The sequence below is a fragment of the Streptococcus sp. 27098_8_23 genome (assembly GCF_041432195.1).
GTDB lineage: Bacteria > Bacillota > Bacilli > Lactobacillales > Streptococcaceae > Streptococcus.
This window is the reverse complement of record NZ_JAPVZF010000004.1, coordinates 86,913-107,914: the sequence shown is the minus strand read 5'-3', so window position 1 is coordinate 107,914 and position 21,002 is coordinate 86,913. Positions and strand designations below refer to the sequence as shown.

The window sequence follows — 21,002 nt, the reverse complement described above, 5'->3', positions numbered from 1 at the left end:
TCTTACCTATATCTTTCCTTATTTTTTACATGCTAAGTCCGCCATCAACAGCGAGAACTTGTCCAGTCAAATAATCCTGTCCAGCCAGGAACACTGTAGCATCTGCGATATGTTCTGCTTGACCAAAATGTTTCATTGGGATTTGAGCCAATGTCGCTTCCTTGACCTTATCAGATAAAACAGCCGTCATATCTGATTCGATCATTCCTGGTGCAAGAGCATTTACGCGTACGTTGCGATTGGCAACTTCACGCGCAACTGACTTGGTAAAACCAATCAAACCTGCTTTAGAAGCTGCATAGTTGGCTTGTCCGATATTTCCCATCAAACCGACCACACTAGACATATTGATAATCGCACCTTCACGTGCCTTGATCATCTGTTTCAAAACTGCTTGCGTCATGTTGAAGGTACCTGTCAAGTTGATTTTAATCACTTTTTCAAAGTCTTCTTCGGTCATCTTGAGCATAAGCGTATCTTGAGTGATCCCAGCATTGTTGACCAAGACATCGACAGAACCGAGTTCTGCAATCGCTTGATCTACCATACGCTTGGCATCTGCAAAGTTTGAAACATCACCTGAGATCGGTACTACTTTGACACCGTAGTTTGAAAACTCAGCCAGCAATTCTTCTGAGATTGCTCCACGACTATTCAAAACTACATTAGCGCCTAGTTGGGCAAATTTGTGAGCAATGGCAAGTCCGATACCACGACTTGAACCTGTTACAAAGACATTTTTGTTTGTAAGTTGCATTCTATTTCTCCTATTTCCTGTTGTATTTTGTGGGAGAAGGGATCATTAGTTTCCTAACAAAGCATCCAAGCTTGCTTGGTCTTCAACGTTAGCTAGCTGAGCTGTTTTATCGATTTTTTTGACAAAGCCTGATAGGATCTTACCAGGACCAATTTCAATAAAGTTGGTTACCCCAGCATCCTGCATCACAGCAATACTTTCATAAAAACGAACAGGTTCTTTGACCTGACGCGTCAAAAGCTCTTGGATTCGACCTTTTTCCATAACAGCAGCTTCCGTATTGCCAACTAGTGGGCAAGTGAAATCAGCGAAACTTACTCCCTCAAGAGCTCCAGCTAGTTGCTGACTGGCTGGCTCAAGTAGGGCTGTATGGAAAGGACCCGATACATTTAAAGGAATCAATCGTTTTGCTCCTGCTTCCTGCAAGAGTTCAACTGCGCGGTCAACTGCAGCCACCTCACCACCGATAACGATTTGGCTTGGGGTGTTGTAGTTGGCTGGAGTCACTACTCCAATTTTAGAGGCTGTTTCACAAGCTTCCTCAATCACTTCAACCGGAGTATTAAGAACGGCAACCATCTTCCCAGAGCCTGCAGGTGCAGCTTCTTCCATATAAGCACCGCGCTTAGCAACCAAGGCAACTGCATCCTCAAAGTCCAAGGCCCCACTTGCTACAAGAGCAGAATATTCCCCAAGAGACAATCCTGCCACCATATCTGGCTGGTAGCCCTTTTCTTTCAATAGCCGGTAAATAGCAACCGAGGTTGCTAAAATAGCTGGTTGCGTATAGCGAGTCTGGTTTAACTTGGTTTCTTCCTTATCAATCAAGTCACGAAGGTCATAACCCAAAACCTGACTGGCTTGGTCAATTGTTTCCTTGACGATAGGGTAGTAATCATAGAGATCACGCCCCATTCCTAGATACTGAGCACCTTGACCTGCAAATAGAAAGGCTGTTTTAGTCATTTCTTACAACTCCTGCCCAACGAGAGGCTTCTTCTTGAATTTTTTTGGCTGCGCCATAGTATAGATCTTTTAGAATTTCTTCGACAGTTTCCTCTTTAGAAACCAAACCAGCGATCTGACCTGCCATGACAGATCCACCTTCTACATCTCCATGAACAACGGCTTTAGCAAGAGCACCAGCCCCCATTTGTTCAAAGATTTCTAAATCTGGATTTTCTTGTTTAAAGGCATCTTTTTCAGCCTGCTCAAAGTCACGTGTCAATTGGTTTTTAATGGCACGAACAGCATGTCCAAAGTGTTGAGCGGAAATAGTCGTATCGATATCACGCGCTTTTAAGATTTTTTCCTTATATTTTGGATGGGCGTTAGATTCCTTAGCTACTACGAAACGCGTACCAACTTGAACGGCCTCAGCACCAAGCATAAAGCCTGCAGCGACACCTTCACCGTCCGCAATTCCTCCAGCTGCGATAACTGGAATCGAAACAGCTGCAGCAACTTGGCGAACCAAGGTCATCGTCGTTAATTTACCAATATGCCCACCGGCTTCCATTCCCTCTGCAATAACTGCATCTGCACCAATTTTTTCCATGCGTTTTGCCAAAGCAACACTTGGAACAACAGGAATAACTGTAATTCCTGCATCATGGAAACGAGTCATGTATTTACTTGGATTTCCTGCACCAGTTGTAACCACCTTGACCCCTTCTTCAATCACGAGATCAACGATGTCTTCTACAAAAGGTGACAAGAGCATGATGTTGACACCAAAAGGTTTGTCCGTAAGTGATTTGATTTTATCGATATTAGCCTTTACGACCTCTTTAGGTGCATTCCCACCACCGATGATCCCTAGACCACCAGCTTTTGATACTGCACCAGCCAAGTCACCATCCGCAACCCAGGCCATTCCTCCTTGAAAAATAGGATAATCAATGTTCAATAATTCTGTAATACGTGTTTTCATAGTGCCTCCATCATTCCTTGCTTACGTAATAGTTCGATGAGTTTATCATTTGAGTTTCAAACTATTACCTAAACAAGAGGGAGTGGGTTTCCCCTACTCCTTCTAGTAATATGTTAATTATTTTGTTTGCTCTTCAACGTAGGCAACCAAGTCACCAACTGTTTTCAAGTTATCCTCTGCTTCGATTTGGATATCGAAAGCATCTTCGATTTCAGAGATTACTTGGAACAAGTCCAATGAATCTGCATCCAAATCATCAAAAGTAGATTCAAGTGTTACTTCTGATGCGTCTTTCCCAAGTTCTTCAACGATAATTTCTTGTACTTTTTCAAATACTGCCATGATAGGACTCCTTTAAAATATAAAAAATTTATAACTATGTGTTTACCACATGATTACCTAGATTGTAAGAATGAGTGTGCCCCATGTCAAACCTCCACCGAAGCCTGATAGGAGAATCGTCTGGCTACCATCTAAACGAATCATGCCATTCTCCACACACTCTGAGAGCAAAATCGGGATACTTGCTGCACTGGTATTTCCATACTCCATCATATTGGCAGGAAGCTTGTCTCGGTCTACACCGATCTTCTTAGCCATCTTATCCAAAATGCGGATATTTGCCTGATGAAGCAAGAGATAATCCAATTCCGATGCTGCGATTGGACCATTTTCAATGGTTTCTTTGATCGATCTAGCAACATCACGATTTGCAAAATCAAAAACTGCTCGTCCATCCATTTTCAAAAAAGCAGGAACTGCTTCTTGATCCGAGAAAGGAGAAGCCAAAGCCGTTTGACCATAGGTCAAACACTCGCTCCGAGAGCCATCTGTATAGAGACTTTCCACAAGGAAGTGACGTGTTTCGCTCGCTTCCAAGAGAACTCCACCAGCACCATCCCCAAAGAGAACAGCTGTTGAACGATCAGACCAATCAACTGCCTTGGATAAGGTCTCAGCCCCGATAACAATCCCTTTTTTGAACTGTCCAGAACTTAAAAACTTTTCTGCAGTTGAGAGAGCGAATACAAAGCCACTGCAAGCTGCTGTCAGATCAAAGGCGAAAGCTCTATGCGCTCCGATATTCGCCTGAACTCGAGCTGCTGTGGAAGGCATCATCGAGTCTGGGGTAATCGTCGCTACAATGATAAAATCAATCTGATCCGCTGTTAAGCTCCCTTTAGCCAACAAGCTCTTAGCTACTTCTGTCGCCAAATCACTTGTAGACTCTGTTTTTGAGATATGTCTCTGTTTAATTCCTGTCCGACTTGAAATCCACTCATCGCTTGTGTCCATGATTTGGGCTAAGTCATGATTAGTGACCACTTGCTCTGGAACATAATGAGCAACCTGGCTTATTTTTGCAAAAGCCATTATTTCAAATCCTCCAAAAATTGATAAAGATTGATTAATCCTCTACCCATAACTTCTATTTCCTCAGGACTCATGCCATCGATGATTTTTTCGACCATTGCCTTGTGAAAACGTCTATGAAGACGATGGACTAACCGACCTTTCTTGGTCAAATGCAGATAGACCACACGTCGATCCTGATCAGAACGAATACGCTCAATATAACCTTTTCTTTCCAGGTTATTCAAGCTCGTCGTAACCGTTCCAAGAGTTACCATCAGTTCCTTTGAAACCTTGCTTGGCGTTGCCTCCGGGAACTTCCCAATCACATCGATCGTGTGCATTTCTTTGATGGAGATGTCTTTGAATCGACTACCTCGTAAGCTAACCTCCTCAATCACAAGGACGTTATTAAAAATAGATGTTAGATAATCATTTACTTGTTGGTAGTCCAAATCGTTTCCCTCCCCCTCAAAAAACTTTTACAATCAAAACATTTGATAAAAGAAGTATAACAAACTTCAAAAAATTGTGCAAGTATTTTTTCACATTCCTGTAAATTTTGGTCTTCTTCTTTCAGAATGCGCTCGAACCCCTTCTTTGAAATCTTCAGTTAGAGATAACGATTCTTGTAGTTTCAATTCTAATTCGGCATAATTCTGCCAATCCTTGAATTGACTTTCCCAAACTAACTTTTTAATCGCTGCGTATGAGTTTGCTGAACCTCTTCTTAATTTTTTCAGAACCTGTTCTCTTGTTTTTTCTAATTTGTCAACTTCACAAACACGGTATACCACGCCCCATTCTAGCGCTTTTTCAGCAGTCAAAGCTTCACCTGTCATGGCAAGTTGTGCAGCCCGTGTTACCCCGATACTACGACTCAAGAGATGAATCCCACCAGCGTCTGGCGCCAATCCAACTCCGACAAAGGCTTGAATGAATTTTGCCTTGTCAGTCGCTAAACAGAAATCAACTGCTACTGCCATATTTGCTGCAGCACCAGCGACCGCTCCATCTACCTCCATCAAAACAGGTTTTGGAATTTGCTTGATTTTAAAAGAAATTGTATTGACTAATTCTGCAATCTTATTCAAAGATGGGATATCATCTTCGTCCACTGCGCGTTTCATCTCAACCAAGTCTCCTCCAACTGAAAAGACCTTCCCATTCGCATTAATCAAGATGAACTGCACAGCTTGATCCTGCTCTGCTAGGGTCAAAGCTTCTAAAATTTCCTCACACATTGGGATATGGAAACCATTTGCCACTTCGGGACGATTCAAAGTGATGATAGCAAGATCATCTACGATCTGATATAAGATATGATTCATAGCTTCTCCTTTTCTTTTATAAGGCAATAAAATTGTTTTATCATCAAAGTATACCTTTTTTTGGATAAAGAGGCAAGGAAAAACTAAAGGAAAGTGTCTCAGCTGATTATTTACCCATCATTTATGAGTCTGAGTAAAATTTGACTCTCTTACTTTTAAACTGTTATCGCTTTTCAAAATAAGTTAGTGTTTTCTTCTATTATAATAGGAAGTTATTTTCTTCATTGAAAAATGCCCCTCTTTCTGCTATAATCGTATAAAATACTTACTTGAGGAGTCCTTATGAAGGTTGTAAAATTTGGTGGAAGCTCGCTTGCCTCTGCTGGTCAGTTAGAAAAAGTTTTAAACATCGTTAAAAGTGATAAAGAACGCCGTTTTGTAGTTGTTTCTGCACCCGGTAAACGCAATGCTGAAGATACCAAGGTAACTGATGCCTTGATCAAATACTATCGCGACTATGTGGCTGGAAATGACATCAGTGCTAGCCAAAGTTGGATCATTGACCGTTATGCCGCTATGGTTAGTGAACTAGGGTTAAAACCTGCTGTTTTAGAAAAAATCTCTAAAAGTATTCGGGCCTTGGCAACTCTTCCTATAGAGGACAATGAATTTCTCTATGATACCTTCCTAGCGGCTGGAGAAAATAACAATGCCAAATTGATTGCAGCCTACTTTAACCAAAACGGTATCGATGCACGCTATGTTCACCCAAGAGAAGCTGGAATTGTTGTCACAAGTGAACCTGGAAACGCACGTATCATTCCATCTAGTTATGACAAGATTGAAGGCTTGGCTGATAGCAACGAAGTCCTTGTCATCCCTGGTTTCTTTGGTGTGACTAAGGAAAATCAAATCTGTACTTTTTCACGTGGTGGTTCAGATATCACAGGTTCTATCATTGCAGCAGGTGTTAAGGCTGATCTCTATGAGAACTTTACAGACGTAGATGGTATCTTTGCTGCCCATCCTGGTATTATCCACCAACCACACTCCATTCCTGAATTAACCTACCGTGAAATGCGTGAGTTGGCATATGCTGGATTTTCAGTTCTTCATGATGAAGCCCTTCTTCCTGCCTACCGCGGAAAAATTCCTCTTGTCATCAAGAATACCAACAACCCTGATCACCCAGGTACGCGCATTGTTTTAGAACATAGTAGTGATAAATTCCCAGTAGTAGGGATTGCAGGTGACTCAGGTTTCGTCAGCATCAACATGTCAAAATACCTCATGAACCGCGAAGTCGGGTTTGGTCGCAAGGTTCTGCAAATCCTTGAGGATCTCAATATCGGTTGGGAACACATGCCTACAGGTATCGACGATCTTTCAATCATCCTCCGCTCCCGCGAATTGACTCCTATCAAAGAAGAAGAAATTCTACGTCAACTCGTTCAAAAGGCTGAGGTGGACCATGCTGAAATCGAACATGACCTTTCCATCATTATGATTGTAGGAGAAAAGATGAAGAGTCATATCGGGGTAACTGCTACTGCAACACGTGCTTTGTCTGAGAATAAAATCAACATCCAGATGATGTCCCAAGGTTCAAGTGAAGTTTCCATCATGTTTGTTGTCAATAAAGAGCAAGAAAAAGCAGCTATCAAGGCTCTCTATCAGGCCTTTTTCGATGAAAGTAAGGAAGACTAATCATGGCCCAATCACTCAATCAAGTCATTGACCTCCAAACCACTGGGACATCTTACCTCTCTATCTCTGGAAAAGTTGGAAAATTTCTAGTTGGGGATCAAGCCTTAGAGTTTTATCCAGATGTCAATGTCGAACAATATATCCAAATCCCCTGGTCCAGCATTCAGCAAATCGGAGCCAACGTAAGTGGTCGCAAGATCAGCCGCCACTTTGAAGTCTTCACTAATCAAGGAAAATTCCTCTTTGCCTCAAAAGACTCTGGGACTATCCTCAAAATCGCTCGTGAAAAATTAGGAAACGATAAGGTTGTCAAACTTCCTACTTTGATTCAGACCATTGGTCAAAAATTTAAAAATCTATTTGCAAAAAAGTAGAAACTTTAGTATAATCATAGCAACGGATAAGTAAGTTATCTCCTTCTTTCAGAAAGTCTGCGGATGCTGCGAGCAGATAGGAGGGATAGGTGAAATTCTACCGTTGTTCACAATTAAATACAGAATCAAGTGCACACCTGTGAAGTTGGATGGAACCGTGGCCCTGCCACTCCAACACTTTGTCAGGTGTGCTTTTTTCATAAAGGAGTTCTTATGTTAGATATTAAACGTATTCGCACAGATTTTGATGCTGTCGCTGAAAAATTAGCTACACGTGGTGTAGATGCTGCTATCTTAAATGAGATGAAAGAAATCGATGCTAAACGTCGTGACATCTTGGTCAAGGTTGAAACTCTCAAAGCAGAACGTAACACAGTTTCTGCAGAGATTGCCCAAGCTAAGCGCAACAAGGAAAATGCCGATGACAAGATTGCTGCAATGCAAACCCTATCTGCTGAAGTCAAAGCCTTGGATGCTGAATTAGCGGACATCGATGCTAAATTGACAGAATTTACCACTACTCTTCCAAACATCCCTGCTGACAGCGTTCCTGTTGGGGCTGACGAAGATGACAATGTGGAAGTTCGCCGTTGGGGTACTCCACGCGAGTTTGACTTCGAGCCAAAAGCTCACTGGGATCTTGGTGAAGACTTGGGTATCCTTGACTGGGAACGTGGTGGAAAAGTAACAGGAGCTCGCTTCCTCTTCTATAAAGGGCTTGGAGCTCGTTTGGAACGTGCTATCTACAACTTCATGTTGGATGAGCATGGTAAAGAGGGCTATACGGAAGTCATCACGCCTTACATGGTTAACCATGACTCTATGTTTGGTACCGGAAATTATCCAAAATTCAAGGATGATACTTTTGAATTGAAAGACACTAGTTATGTCCTCATCCCTACAGCTGAAGTGCCTTTGACAAATTACTACCGTGATGAAATCCTTGACGGTAAAGATCTACCAATCTACTTTACCGCTATGAGCCCATCTTTCCGTTCAGAAGCTGGGTCTGCTGGTCGTGATACTCGTGGTTTGATCCGTCTACACCAATTCCACAAGGTTGAAATGGTCAAATTTGCCAAACCAGAAGAATCATACGAAGAATTGGAAAAAATGACAGTCAACGCTGAAAATATTCTTCAAAAACTCAACCTTCCATACCGTGTCGTTGCGCTCTCTACTGGAGATATGGGCTTCTCAGCTGCCAAGACTTACGACTTGGAAGTTTGGATTCCAGCCCAAAATACCTATCGTGAAATCTCAAGCTGTTCAAATACAGAAGATTTCCAAGCCCGTCGTGCCCAAATCCGTTACCGTGATGAAGCCGATGGCAAGGTGAAACTCCTTCACACTTTGAACGGTTCTGGACTTGCAGTTGGACGTACAGTTGCTGCTATTCTTGAAAACTACCAAAATGAAGATGGTTCTGTAACCATTCCAGAAGCACTTCGTCCATACATGGGTGGAGCTGAAGTTATCAAACCATAACAATAAGGCCTAGCTATTTCTAGCTAGACCTTTTTTCGTAACCAAATCAGATAACCAACCAAGACAAAGAATAAAATAGTGAGGCAAATAACGGTTTCAGCCAATACCAGATAATCCAGAAATGGAAGTTTCAAAATTCCCTGAGCCATCTTGAGCGAAGTAGCTGTGATAATGGTTGGAAAGGTGAGGGCTGAGAAGGCTGGTTGAAATCCTTGTTTTAAAATATTGGGTAGGCGAGTTAAAACAAAGAAAAAGAAGGACTGAGATGCCAAAATCATGACGATCAAGAGCCAAATCGGTAGGTCTGCTCCTCCAACTCGAACTAGGGAAGCCAAGAGTAGAGAAAAGGGAGCACAGTAGATTCCTTCCTGTCCAAGCAAGGCTAGTGGAAGTGGGTCTTTCTTTAAATCGCTATAAATAAGGGGATAGAGGTAGAAGGTCAAGACAAAACCAAAACTCAAGGTCGCATAGGCAATTTCAATGATTCCGACAAGAGGATAGGTCAAGGCTGCTACTGCTATCCCCACATAGAGTACCGTCCAGCTTGGAGTCGCATTGACCCTCCTATCTGGACAGGCAAATTTGATGGTAAAAGTAGCAATCAAAGTCAAATCCAAGAGAAATGAAAACCACCAGATCCCTTGTGCTAGCAAAGGAAGAGCAGGGAATACGCGAAAGACATAGGTCGCTAAAATCATCCCAGCCATAGGAAAAGTGGCCATCCCTGATAAAAGAGGGGGCTTGGTCAATTCTTGCTTGGTTTCTTCCCAATTAAAAAGATGAAGAATCAGAAAGAAAATCCACAACACTAGACCAATCAGACTCAATAAATGCGACAGAACTGGCCAAGTATCAGCGATCAGATTTCCTGCACCTGCTAAACCTAATAAACAGCCAGAAAATACCAAGGGGAGCTTTTTCATCCGAGCCTCCAATAATCATGTTATTATTAGTATAGCATAAAAGCGCTTAAAATAGCATAGAAAAATGAAGACTGGATTGCTCAGTCTTCATTTTTTCTTTCTGATTCGAACTAGGCATAAGGTTGTAATTCTGGGTTAATAGGCGTATTGGCTAGGTTGTTGGCATAGTTGCAAAGACTGGCAAGACTAACACCGAGAACCACATCCAAGGCATTTTGTTGCGTGTAGCCAGCTTGCAAAAATTCAGCCAAGGCTTCATCTCCTACACGCCCTTTGGTATTGATGACCGCCAAGGTAAACTTAGCTAAAGTATCTAGTTTTGGATCTGTCTCGATTGGAGTGCGGTTGCGGAGAGCTTGGAGGAGATCATCATTCATCTGGATTTGTTTGATTGAAAAGGCTGTATGACCTGCGACGCAGAAAGCACAACCATTGGTTACAGCAGCTGTGATTTGCACTACTTCACGCTCTACTGGTGTCAGGCTGTTGCGACGGTTGATGGCTCCGACAGTTCGGTAGGCTTCAAGCGCGGTAGGAGCATTAGCCAAGAGACCGATTAGGTTGGGAATATAGCCGTTGTTGTCTTTTTGTACTGTTTCAAGAACTTCTTTTACTTCTGCTGGTGCTGATTCTACTGTGTGGATGGTAAATGTTGTCATAAGAAACCTCTTTTCATTTTATTGTCATTTAGTCTATCATAGAATTTTCCCCTTGGATAATATATATTTTCAATCGCCTTGATAGGAAATGTCTATGAAATGAAAAAATCACACTAAAAGTGTGATTGGGTTAGTGTTTAAAATACTTTTTAGTCTCAGCAATGACGACTGGCGACAAGACTAAGAGGGCAATCAAGTTTGGTAAAGCCATCAAGGCATTGACGATATCTGCGATAATCCAGACCATATCCAACTCGATAAATCCTCCCAACAAGACCATGAGCACAAAGACCACTCGATAGAGCCAGATAAAGCGAACGCCAAAGAGAAACTCAAAACAGCGTTCTCCGTAGTAGTTCCATCCGAGAATCGTCGTAAAGGCAAAGAGTACAAGGAAGATGGTCAAGAGGGCGGGGCCAAAATGTGAAAAAACTGTTGAAAAGGCTGACTGAGTCAAAGCAACCCCATTTAAATCACCGCTCCAAACCCCAGTTACCAAGATTGTTAAACCAGTCAACGTACATATAATGAGGGTATCAATAAAGGTTCCTGTCATGGAAATCAAGCCTTGCTCGACTGGTTCATTTGTCTTAGCTGCAGCCGCTGCGATGGGAGCAGAACCAAGACCAGATTCGTTAGAAAAGACTCCTCGCGCCACACCATTTTGGATAGCCATCCGAATGCTGGCACCTGCAAAACCACCTACCGCAGCAACTGGACTAAAGGCTGAAGTAAAGATGAGAGCAAGTGTAGCTGGGACTTTCTCGATATTAAAGAGAATAACTATAAGAGTTCCTAAAATATAGACAATAGCCATAAAAGGAACCACTGCTGTCGAAACTTTTGATATGGATTTGAGGCCACCAAAGACAGCAATCCCTACAAAAATGGATAAAATCAGAGCCGTGATAGCTGGATTAACTTGGGCTGTATTTTGAATGGATTCTGTAATTGAATTGACTTGGGTAAAGGTACCAATCCCTAGGAGGGCTACCAATACACCCGCTAGGGCAAAGAAGATAGCAAGTGGACGCCACTTTTCTCCCATCCCCAAAAGGATGTAATGCATGGGTCCTCCAGCTACAGCTCCATTTGCATCCTTAGTACGGTATTTGATGGCCAGCAAGCCTTCGGCATACTTGGTCGCCATCCCAAAGAAGGCTGCCATCCACATCCAAAAGAGGGCCCCTGGTCCACCAACCTTAATGGCTGTCGCGACCCCGATGATATTTCCCGTACCAACTGTGGCTGCTAGAGCCGTACAGAGAGCAGCAAAGCTCGACACATCGCCATGCCCCTTATCCTTGGTAAAGATCAACTGAAAGGCTTTAGGGAGACGAGCCACCTGCAAAAGGCCTAGTCGGATGGTCAAATAGATACCCGTTCCGACCAATAAGATCAAGAGGGGAGGCCCCCAAACGAAAGCATCAAGCGCTTTAAGCAATTCTAACATATCCTACTCCTATCTTTCAACCCCAAAAGAAAGAGCACATGTAAGATACATGTACTCTGGAATGCTTAGATAAATGCCAAAAAGTGGTCTATCCTAGCTCTGTCCTTTTACCTGAGAGTTTGAGCAGTTGCCTGCCTTGCCCCTTCGGTGCCTTCACGGTCTCTCCAGAGTTCCGTCCATTTACAGTCATGGAAAACAAACCTTTCTCCACTTCTATTAAACTTCATTCGGTGTTGGTATTTTATTTTTTATTATTCTACAAGAAAAGTTAGCCTTTGTCAATATTTTCTATGAAAATTTTTGACTTTTCATTTCTTTTTTCAGAAAGAGCGAATCCTTCTTCTCTCTATCCTTTAAAGGTCACAATGGTAGCGCCACTGCCTCCAGCATTTTGTGGAGCATAGCCGAAACTCTTGACATGCTTGTTTCTTTGTAGGTATTTAGTGACGCCCTCACGAATGACACCTGTTCCGATACCATGGATGATGTCGACTTGCGCCATGTTATTGAGCAGGGCTTGGTCAATAAAGGCGTCCAGCTCATTCATGGCCTCTTCGTACCGTTTGCCTCGGAGATCCAGTCTCGCTTGCGGACCACGACCAGAAGCACGTTTGACGACATTGACTTGTTTTTTCTTGACTGGGGCTTCTTGCTGAGCCTGAACAAGGTCAAATTCTCTCTCTTCCAAGGTCATCTTGATCAAACCAACTTGGGCTTCCCAACGGCCATCCTTGAGCTGATTGGTCAAGGTTCCTCGTTGGCCATAACTGAGAACCACGATGTCATCTCCCACCTTTGGAGCTCGTTTTTTCTTGGCTTTTTGAAGGACCTTGTTTTTAGACAAGTCGACTTTTTCAGGAGCCAATTTTTTCAGCTCAGCCTTGGCTTCAATGATTTCATGGGGCTTGAGTTGAGACTTACTGTGAAGATTTTTCAGGATCTGGTCGCTTTCAGCTAGCGCTAGTTCCACAATCTCCGCAGCTTGTTCACGCGCCTTGTTAAGCTCAGTTTCCTTTTCACGATTGAGCTCGTTGTAAAGTTTTTTGAGTGCTCGGTTCATCTTGAGGTTTTCTTGCTCCACCTCTCGGATATTGTCCAAGCGTTTACGGCTTTCAAGCGTTTGCTCTTCTAATTGCTCAATGATACGGTTGACGTCATTATCTTGGTCGACCTGCTGACTGGCATCCCCGACGATGACATCTGACAGTCCTAGGCGTTTGGCAATTTCAAAAGCATTGCTTCGGCCAGGAACTCCCTGCATAAAGCGATAGGTCGGGCGCAGACTGGCTGTATCAAACTCCATGCTGGCATTTTGCACAAAGGCTGTCTCAATACCGTAGGCCTTGAGTTCTGGATAGTGGGTCGTCGCCATAGTTTTGACCTGACGCAGACGAAGATCCTCCAGAATAGCCATAGCAAGGGCTGCTCCCTCCTGCGGATCGGTACCTGCGCCAAGCTCATCTAAGAGTAAAAGTGAGTGTTGGTTGACCTTGCCAAGAATATCTACGATATTGGTCATGTGGCTCGAGAAGGTCGACAAGCTTTGCTCGATAGACTGCTCATCCCCAATATCTGCGAAGATTTCTTCGAAAATACCAACACGGCTCCCCTTATCAGCTAAAATGGGCAAGCCTGACTGGGCCATGAGTTGAGTCAAACCCAGGGTTTTGAGCATGATGGTCTTCCCACCTGTATTGGGACCTGTAATGACAATGGCCGTTAAGTCCTTACCAAAGTGTACATCGTTTGCAACAGCATTTTTGACCAAAGGATGGCGAACATGAAGGAGTTGAATCTCTTGGTTCTCTGAAAGTTGAGGAACGACTGCTTGTCTTTCTTGAATAAAGCGAACCTTAGCACGAATCAGGTCCAAATGGCCGATAATCCAAGCGTCATTAGCAATCTCTGCAGCATGAGGACGGACCCGTTCCGATAACTCCTGCAGGATGCGAATCATCTCATAGCGCTCATCAGCGCGCAGACTAGCGATTTCTTCGCTCAGTTTCACGACCTCACGGGGTTCGATATAGACCGTGTTTCCACTGGCAGAGATGTCATGGACAACACCTGCAATCTTGTTGCGGTAGGTATTCTTGACGGGTAAGACTTGACGGCCATTTCTACTAGCGATAATCCCTTCCGTCAACATCTGCGCTTTTTGCTTGAGCAAGGCTTGTAAGACATCTCGAACCTGACTCTCGCTATCATGAATCTTCCGACGAATGCGCGCTAGTTCTTCGCTGGCGAAATTTTCGATAAATCCAGCATCATTGAGGGCTTGTAGACTCCCTTGCAAGTGTGGAAAATCATGGAGTTTCTCAAACCATCTCGCCAACTGGGCCAAGCGTACGTTTTCGAGATTGGCATAAAAACTTTGTAACTCTCTGCTAGCAAGCAAGACCCGTTTGAGGAGCAGGAACTCCTCGATATTGAGGTCCGCCCCCATCTCCAGACGCTTGCAAACCACTGAGATCTCACGTGTCGCTAGGATGGTAAAGTGGGGTTGCTCCACAAAAAGGGCTTGCATTTCCTCCATCTCTGTAAAGGCTTGCTTGATCTTATCCGCCTTGGCAGTTGGAGCCAAGGCTTTTAACTCCTCTAGCCCTTGTTCTGTCAGGAGATGAGATTCAAACAAGGCTTTGATTTTATTAAATTCTAAGGTTTCTAGTATTTTTGTATTCATATTCTTTCCTTGTATGCTTGTTTACAAGATTATAACAACTAGATGTTTTGACCTAGTCCTCCAATCTGTAAACAAAGGGCTAGGAAAAATCCCGCCCTTTTTATCCGATTAAATTTGTCACCCAGAGTTGTTTGATAATGTTTGTCGTAAAAGGGACACTTTGGATGATGTGTTTGGCTACTATACTTTTTTCGAGTGAATTTTGAATGACTGCCAGAGGTACTGTTGCAAGGATGGTCAGAGCCATTTGCAAGACAAATAAGGTTACCAATAGCGACAAAACGCCTGATCCGATACGCAACCATTTGACATCGAGCTTTTTAGTTGGAATCAAGTGCAGGAACAAACCGACAAAACGTCCGATACTATAACAAATTCCGAAAACTAAAAGGTAGGCTAGGCCCGCATAAAAGACCTTGTCTAGCTGAAACAGCTGGTCTGAAGGGAAGAAAGAGGTTCCCTGTCCTTCCTGAGGATTGGCATAAGGGACAAGCAAGTGGAAGTGGTCGCCCAGTGATTTATAAAACTGTCCCGCAACAAAGGCTGAAATCACTGCAACGAGGAAATAATAAACTTGCAGGACCAAGCCTCTACGGTAGCCGATGTAAAAGCCCCAAGCCAGAACCAATAAGAGTAGGATTGAAATCATAAGGAGTCCTCAATCTTGCTCTGTTCTTGTTTAACAGCAATCAACTTGTGGCGGAGTTCTAACAACTCTTGCTCCTTGTCATCAAATTCAATTTCACGATTGAGCTGTGTAGACAGACAGTTGACCGCCAAAAGAAGCGCAATGGTTTCATCATCCGCCCCAGGCATTTGTTCTTTAATTGCTTGGTATTTTTCAGTCGCAACCTTGGCAATTTCCTCCATAAAGAGGTTGTCATGCTCGGTTGTCAAGGTTAATGTCTTTTTCCCGAATGTAAACTTATATCGATTTAGATTTGCCATAAAATTCACCTCACGATATTATACCAAATTTCGCTAACTTTGTCAGTTTTTACCAATTCTCCTGCTTTTGTGGTACAATAGAGACTATGGCAAGTATCACACTCACACCAAGTGAAGAGAAAATTCAGAGTTTTTTAAGTCAGTATCAGAAGGCTCTCAGTCCTAGTAAAAATCCCTATATTCGCTATTTTTTGAGACTGCCTCAGGCAACGGTTTCCATCTATACTTCTGGAAAAGTTCTCCTCCAGGGCGAAGCTGCTGAGCAATACGCCAGTTTCTTTGGCCATCAAGTTGTAGAGGAAACTAGGGGACAAGATTTTCCTATGATTGGGACCGATGAGGTGGGAAATGGTTCCTACTTTGGTGGACTGGCTGTCGTGGCTTCCTTCGTGACACCTGACCAGCACGACTTCTTGCGAAAACTCGGTGTAGGGGATTCTAAGACTCTGACAGACCAAAAGATTCGTCAGATTGCCCCTATCCTTAAAGAAAAGGTCCAGCACCAAGCGCTCCTCCTTTCACCGAGCAAGTACAACGAAGTTATCGGAGAGCGTTACAATGCTGTTTCTGTAAAGGTTGCCCTTCACAATCAGGCTATTTTTCTCCTGCTTCAAAAAGGAGTCCAGCCAGAAAAAATTGTCATTGATGCTTTTACAAGTCCTAAAAACTATGACAAGTACTTGGCGCAAGAAGCCAACCGTTTTCCAAATAAGATCACTTTGGAAGAAAAAGCTGAGGGAAAATACCTGGCTGTTGCGGTTAGCTCCATCATTGCGCGTGATCTCTTCCTCGAAAACTTGGAAAATCTTGGACGAGAACTGGGCTACCAACTGCCAAGTGGCGCTGGAACTGCATCTGATAAAGTTGCCAGCAAAATCCTTCAAGCCTATGGCATGAAAGGACTTCATTTCTGTGCCAAACTGCATTTTAAAAACACTGAAAAAGCCAAAGCACTTCTAGAAAGGTAAATTATGAATTCGTTTAAAACATTTCTAAAAGAATGGGGAGTTTTCTTCCTGATTATCGCACTGGTCGGTCTTAGCCGCATCTTTCTTTGGAGCAATGTCCGTGTGGAAGGACACTCTATGGACCCTACCCTAGCTGACGGAGAAGTTCTCTTCGTTGTTAAACACCTCCCAATTGACCGCTTCGACATCGTGGTTGCGCATGAGGAAGACGGAAATAAAGACATTGTCAAAAGGGTTATCGGTATGCCTGGTGATACCATCCGCTACGAAAATGACAAACTCTTTATCAACGGTGAAGAAACGAATGAACCCTACCTAGCTGAGTACCTCAACTTGTTCAAAACAGAAAAGTTGCAAAACACCTATACTGGAAAAGGATTTGAAGGCAATAAGGGAGTTTACTTTAGAGAACTTGCTCAAAAAGCACAAGCCTTTACGGTCGATGTCAATTCCAACACCAGATTCAGCTTTACTGTCCCTCAAGGCGAATACCTTCTCCTTGGTGACGATCGTCTAGTCTCTAGCGACAGCCGCCATGTCGGTACCTTCAAGGCCAGCGATATCAAGGGCGAAGCAAAATTCCGTTTCTGGCCACTTAACCGTATCGGAACTTTTTAAGATAAGGAAGAGGCCGAGAATGCTAAGTCTCAGCCTCTTTTTCTATTGCGAGAAAAAGACCTTTTAGTCTCCTAGCTTGTTGAAAGAAGCTAAGGGTACGACTCTCACGAACTCATGTAAAGGAAACCTATGGAAGTTTATTTTTCAGGCACCATTGAACGGATTATTTTTGAAAATCCCAGTAATTTTTATCGTATTCTCCTCCTAGATATCGAAGATACCAATGCGGAGGACTTTGACGATTTTGAAATCATCGTCACCGGAACCATGGCGGACGTGATTGAAGGGGAAGACTACACTTTTTGGGGGCAAATCGTTCAGCACTCCAAGTATGGGGAACAGCTTCAGATCAACCGTTATGAACGCGCAAAACCAACTAGTAAGGGCCTCGTCAAGTACTTTTCTAGCAGTCATTTCAAGGGAATTGGTCTCAAAACGGCCCAAAAAATCGTTGATAGCTACGGTGACAATACCATAGACGAAATTCTGGAGCATCCTGAAAAGCTGGAAAGCATTGCAGGACTCTCTGCAAAAAACCGTGAGGCTTTTGTTTCCACCCTCCGTCTCAACTATGGGACAGAAATGGTCTTGGCAAAACTAGCTAACTACGGCATTCCCAATAAACTGGCCTTTCAAATTCAAGACTTTTACAAGGAAGAAACCCTCGATGTGGTTGAAAATTATCCCTACCAACTGGTTGAAGATATCAAGGGTTTGGGCTTTACCATTGCTGACCAATTGGCTGCCGAACTAGGCATCGAAAGTCAGGCACCCGAACGCTTCCGTGCTGGCCTTGTCCACAGTCTCTTTCAGGGATGTATGGATACGGGTGATACCTATATGGAAGCCCGAGATTTGCTGGAACAGACCCTGACTCTCCTCGAATCTTCCCGTCCCGTGGAACTGGATCCCAGCCAAGTAGCTCAGGAATTAGCTCATTTGATCGAAGAAGACAAGGTTCAGCAGATTGATACCAAAATCTTTGATAACAGCCTCTTTTTCGCTGAAGAAGGCATTCGCAGTCACTTGGTTCGTATCCTTGAAAAAGGAAAGAAACAAAGTCAGGATCTAGAAACCATTCAAAAGCATATCGCCAGTGTTGAGGAAGAGCTTGGTATCCAGTACGATACCATTCAAAAACAGGCTATCTGCGACGCTATCCAGAACAAGGTCTTTATCCTGACAGGTGGACCTGGTACTGGTAAGACGACTGTTATCAATGGGATTATCGCTGTCTATGCCCTGCTTGAAGGACTCGATCTCAGGAAGAAAAGCAACCTGCCGATTCTTCTCGCTGCTCCAACTGGTCGAGCGGCTCGGCGCATGAATGAATTGACAGGTTTGCCTAGCGCGACCATACACCGTCATTTGGGGATGACGGGAGACGATGATACCAGTCATCTGGAAGATTATCTGGATGCCGACTTCATCATCGTGGATGAGTTTTCTATGGTGGATACTTGGCTAGCCAACCAACTCTTCTCCAATATCTCTTCTAACAGTAAAATTCTCATCGTAGGTGATAGCGACCAGCTACCGTCTGTTAGTCCCGGACAAGTCCTGGCTGACCTGCTCCAGATACCCCTGATTCCTCAGACTCGCTTAGAACGGATTTACCGTCAGAGCGAGGAATCAACTATCGTTACCTTGGCGAGTCAAATTCGACAAGGCATCTTGCCAGCTGACTTTACCCAGAAAAAGGCAGACCGTTCCTACTTTGAAATCGCTAGTGGCCATATCCCAGCTACCATTGAGAAAATCCTCGGCGCTGCCCTCAGAAGTGGCATTCCGGCTCGCGATATTCAGGTGCTAGCGCCTATGTATCGAGGAACTGCTGGTATTGACGCCATCAACCAACTCATGCAAGACCTGCTCAATCCTCAGCAAAAGGGGCAAGTGAGCTTTGAAGCAACTCAGTGTCACTATCGAACAGGGGACAAGGTTATTCACCTAGTCAACGACGCTGAAGTCAATGTCTTTAACGGAGACCTAGGCTACATCACAGACCTGATTCCTGGAAAATACACCGAGTCCAAACAAGACGAGATTGTCATTGATTTTGATGGCAATGAGGTCATCTACCCACGTAACGAATGGTACAAGATTCGACTAGCCTATGCCATGAGTATCCATAAGTCTCAGGGAAGTGAGTTTCCTGTTGTCATCCTGCCCATCACCAGTGCTAGCAAGCGCATGCTGGAGCGAAATCTCATCTACACAGCCATTACACGCGCCAAAAGCAAACTTATCTTACTAGGTGAATTACAGGCCTTTGACTATGCAGTCAAGCATATTGGAACTGCTCGCAAGACCTATCTGATTGAGCGTTTCAGTGATTTAATTGAAACTAATATTGAAGAAAGTAAACAAGCCTTCTCTGAAACTGCCACAGCAAGTGACTCTGAACAATCCCACATCCTCACCGAGGAAAACTGGTCTAGTATTCCCGCTATGATTGGGATTACAGACGCAGACCTTAAAGAGATTTTTGGAAAATAGTGCATCAGAAAACCCACCTAGTCAGGTGGGCTTTTTCTCTTTTAAGATTATTTTACTGTTGCTGTGCTTGTAATCAATTCAACAGCTTTTTTGATAGTGATATCGTGTTTCAACATGTCAGCTGAAAGCAAGTTTTGTACTTGAGCCACTTCCATGTTGTAGTCTGCTGCCAATTGCTCGATTTCCTTTTGGATTTCTTCTTCTGAAGCGTCAAATCCTTCAGCTTTGGCAACTGCTTCGATAACAAGGTTAGTCTTCGTACGTGACTCAGCTTCTGCTTCGTATTGTTTGTGAAGGTCTTCTTGAGTAGTTCCAGTGATTTGGAAGTACATGTCAGGGTTGATCCCTTGGCGTTGCAAGTTTCCAAGGAATTCATTTACTGAACGGTGAACTTCTTCGTGGATCATTTCTTCTGGAAGTTCTACGATTTCAGCGTTTTCTACAGCTTTATCGATTGCTGCACCTTCAAGAGCATCTTTGTATGCTTCTTCTTTCGCAGCAGTCAATTCTTTGCGGTATTTTTCTTTCAATTCGTCAAGAGTTTCCACTTCTTCGTCGATGTCTTTTGCAAGTTCATCGTCAAGAGCTGGAACTTCTTTTGCTTTTACTTCGTGAATAGTTGTTACGAATTTAGCTTCTTTACCTGCAAGGTCTTCTGCTTGGTAGTCTTCTGGGAATGTTACAACTACATCAACAGTTTCGCCAGCTGAGTGTCCAACCAATTGGTCTTCAAAACCAGGGATGAATTGACCTGAACCAAGTCCAAGTGAGAAGTTTTCACCTTTTCCACCGTCAAATTCAACACCGTCGATAGAACCAACGAAGTCGATGACAACAGTGTCGCCATTTTCAGCAGCGCCTTCTTTGATAACCAATTCAGCCAAGTTGTTGCGTTCGCGTTCGATACGTTCTTCAACGTCAGCGTCAGTTACTTCTTTTTCTACATCCACTGATACTTCAAGGTTTTTGTAGTCACCCAATTTTACTTCAGGTTTTGTCACGACTTCAGCTGTGATAACCCAGTCTTGACCTTTTGCCATTGAAGTTACGTCAATTTTTGGTTGCGCAACCACTTCAAGACCAGCTTCTTTTACTGCAGCTTCATAAGCGTTTGGCAAAAGTGCGTTCATTGCATCTTGATAAAGAGCTTCTTCACCAAATTTTTGGTCGAAGATAGGGCGTGGAAGGTGACCTTTACGGAAACCAGGAACGTTAAGAGTTTTCTTTACTGAGTTAAATACACGGTCCAATTCTGGTTTGATTTGGTCTTGAGAGATAGTGAAAGTCAAGACTCCACGGTTTGTTTCTTTGTTTTCAAATGATACAGACATTCTGTCATTTCTCCTTAAAATTTTTTAAATACAGTCT

General features: G+C 43.4%; 20 protein-coding genes and 1 riboswitch. Of the genes, 6 read left to right on the top strand and 14 right to left on the bottom strand.

Annotation, left to right across the window (positions count from 1 at the left end):
- Window positions 1–25: 25 nt before the first annotated feature.
- The 7 genes from fabG to O3652_RS07120 form a co-directional block, all read right to left on the bottom strand.
- Complete coding sequence (fabG, locus tag O3652_RS07150; RefSeq protein ID WP_371590213.1) at window positions 26–757, bottom strand: 3-oxoacyl-[acyl-carrier-protein] reductase; 732 nt, start codon at window positions 755–757, stop codon at window positions 26–28.
- Between the two features lie 45 nt (window positions 758–802).
- Window positions 803–1,723 carry an ACP S-malonyltransferase gene (gene fabD / locus O3652_RS07145; protein WP_371590212.1) on the bottom strand — a complete coding sequence of 307 codons (921 nt, stop codon included), beginning with the start codon at window positions 1,721–1,723 and terminating at the stop codon, window positions 803–805.
- Entirely contained in the window at window positions 1,716–2,690 is a 975-nt protein-coding gene (gene fabK / locus O3652_RS07140) for an enoyl-[acyl-carrier-protein] reductase FabK (protein WP_000857452.1), read from the bottom strand. The genes fabD and fabK overlap by 8 nt, the downstream gene beginning before the upstream one ends.
- 117 nt (window positions 2,691–2,807) lie before the next feature.
- Entirely contained in the window at window positions 2,808–3,032 is a 225-nt protein-coding gene (locus O3652_RS07135) for an acyl carrier protein (RefSeq protein WP_000257840.1), read from the bottom strand.
- A gap of 57 nt (window positions 3,033–3,089) precedes the next feature.
- Complete coding sequence (locus O3652_RS07130; protein ID WP_000852970.1) at window positions 3,090–4,064, bottom strand: beta-ketoacyl-ACP synthase III; 975 nt, start codon at window positions 4,062–4,064, stop codon at window positions 3,090–3,092.
- The gene (locus tag O3652_RS07125; protein ID WP_033630318.1) at window positions 4,064–4,498 is read right to left on the bottom strand and encodes a MarR family winged helix-turn-helix transcriptional regulator; all 435 of its coding nucleotides are present in this window, start codon (window positions 4,496–4,498) and stop codon (window positions 4,064–4,066) included. The genes O3652_RS07130 and O3652_RS07125 overlap by 1 nt, the downstream gene beginning before the upstream one ends.
- Window positions 4,499–4,588: 90 nt before the next feature.
- Window positions 4,589–5,374 carry an enoyl-CoA hydratase gene (locus O3652_RS07120; RefSeq protein ID WP_001015588.1) on the bottom strand — a complete coding sequence of 262 codons (786 nt, stop codon included), beginning with the start codon at window positions 5,372–5,374 and terminating at the stop codon, window positions 4,589–4,591.
- A gap of 282 nt (window positions 5,375–5,656) precedes the next feature.
- Between O3652_RS07120 and O3652_RS07115 the strand changes: the two genes are divergently transcribed.
- From O3652_RS07115 to serS, 3 genes are all read left to right on the top strand, one after another.
- Entirely contained in the window at window positions 5,657–7,021 is a 1,365-nt protein-coding gene (locus tag O3652_RS07115) for an aspartate kinase (protein WP_371590211.1), read from the top strand.
- Window positions 7,022–7,023: 2 nt separating this feature from the next.
- Window positions 7,024–7,395, top strand: a complete 372-nt coding sequence (locus O3652_RS07110; protein WP_371590210.1) for a DUF956 family protein — start codon at window positions 7,024–7,026, stop codon at window positions 7,393–7,395.
- A 213-nt stretch (window positions 7,396–7,608) separates the two neighbouring features.
- Window positions 7,609–8,883: a serine--tRNA ligase gene (gene serS, locus O3652_RS07105; RefSeq protein ID WP_371590209.1), complete on the top strand. Its 1,275-nt coding sequence runs from the start codon at window positions 7,609–7,611 to the stop codon at window positions 8,881–8,883.
- A 23-nt stretch (window positions 8,884–8,906) separates the two neighbouring features.
- Here serS and O3652_RS07100 read toward each other — a convergent pair whose 3' ends face one another.
- The 6 genes from O3652_RS07100 to zapA all read right to left on the bottom strand — a co-directional run bounded on the left by O3652_RS07100 (window position 8,907) and on the right by zapA (window position 15,549).
- Window positions 8,907–9,806 (bottom strand): TDT family transporter, encoded by a 900-nt coding sequence (locus O3652_RS07100; protein ID WP_371590208.1) that lies wholly within the window; start codon window positions 9,804–9,806, stop codon window positions 8,907–8,909.
- Between the two features lie 110 nt (window positions 9,807–9,916).
- Window positions 9,917–10,465 (bottom strand): carboxymuconolactone decarboxylase family protein, encoded by a 549-nt coding sequence (locus tag O3652_RS07095; RefSeq protein ID WP_000206775.1) that lies wholly within the window; start codon window positions 10,463–10,465, stop codon window positions 9,917–9,919.
- Between the two features lie 130 nt (window positions 10,466–10,595).
- Entirely contained in the window at window positions 10,596–11,918 is a 1,323-nt protein-coding gene (locus tag O3652_RS07090; protein WP_371590206.1) for an alanine/glycine:cation symporter family protein, read from the bottom strand.
- 89 nt (window positions 11,919–12,007) lie between these two features.
- Window positions 12,008–12,096: riboswitch (glycine riboswitch) on the bottom strand.
- A 168-nt stretch (window positions 12,097–12,264) separates the two neighbouring features.
- On the bottom strand, window positions 12,265–14,601 hold the full coding sequence (locus O3652_RS07085) for an endonuclease MutS2 (RefSeq protein ID WP_371590205.1): 2,337 nt from the start codon (window positions 14,599–14,601) through the stop codon (window positions 12,265–12,267).
- Window positions 14,602–14,701: 100 nt separating this feature from the next.
- Window positions 14,702–15,250: a CvpA family protein gene (locus O3652_RS07080; protein WP_371590204.1), complete on the bottom strand. Its 549-nt coding sequence runs from the start codon at window positions 15,248–15,250 to the stop codon at window positions 14,702–14,704.
- Window positions 15,247–15,549: a cell division protein ZapA gene (gene zapA, locus O3652_RS07075; protein ID WP_000002028.1), complete on the bottom strand. Its 303-nt coding sequence runs from the start codon at window positions 15,547–15,549 to the stop codon at window positions 15,247–15,249. The genes O3652_RS07080 and zapA overlap by 4 nt, the downstream gene beginning before the upstream one ends.
- 86 nt (window positions 15,550–15,635) lie before the next feature.
- On the opposite strand from zapA, the gene rnhC reads away from it, so the two are divergent.
- The 3 genes from rnhC (at window position 15,636) to O3652_RS07060 (ending at window position 19,634) form a co-directional block, all read left to right on the top strand.
- Window positions 15,636–16,517, top strand: coding sequence for a ribonuclease HIII (rnhC, locus tag O3652_RS07070; RefSeq protein ID WP_371590203.1), 882 nt, complete (start codon window positions 15,636–15,638; stop codon window positions 16,515–16,517).
- A 3-nt stretch (window positions 16,518–16,520) separates the two neighbouring features.
- Window positions 16,521–17,135 carry a signal peptidase I gene (gene lepB, locus O3652_RS07065; protein ID WP_001083991.1) on the top strand — a complete coding sequence of 205 codons (615 nt, stop codon included), beginning with the start codon at window positions 16,521–16,523 and terminating at the stop codon, window positions 17,133–17,135.
- A 129-nt stretch (window positions 17,136–17,264) separates the two neighbouring features.
- Window positions 17,265–19,634 carry an ATP-dependent RecD-like DNA helicase gene (locus O3652_RS07060; RefSeq protein WP_371590202.1) on the top strand — a complete coding sequence of 790 codons (2,370 nt, stop codon included), beginning with the start codon at window positions 17,265–17,267 and terminating at the stop codon, window positions 19,632–19,634.
- Between the two features lie 47 nt (window positions 19,635–19,681).
- Here O3652_RS07060 and tig read toward each other — a convergent pair whose 3' ends face one another.
- Window positions 19,682–20,965: a trigger factor gene (tig, locus tag O3652_RS07055; protein ID WP_084943323.1), complete on the bottom strand. Its 1,284-nt coding sequence runs from the start codon at window positions 20,963–20,965 to the stop codon at window positions 19,682–19,684.
- Between the last annotated feature and the right edge of the window lie 37 nt (window positions 20,966–21,002).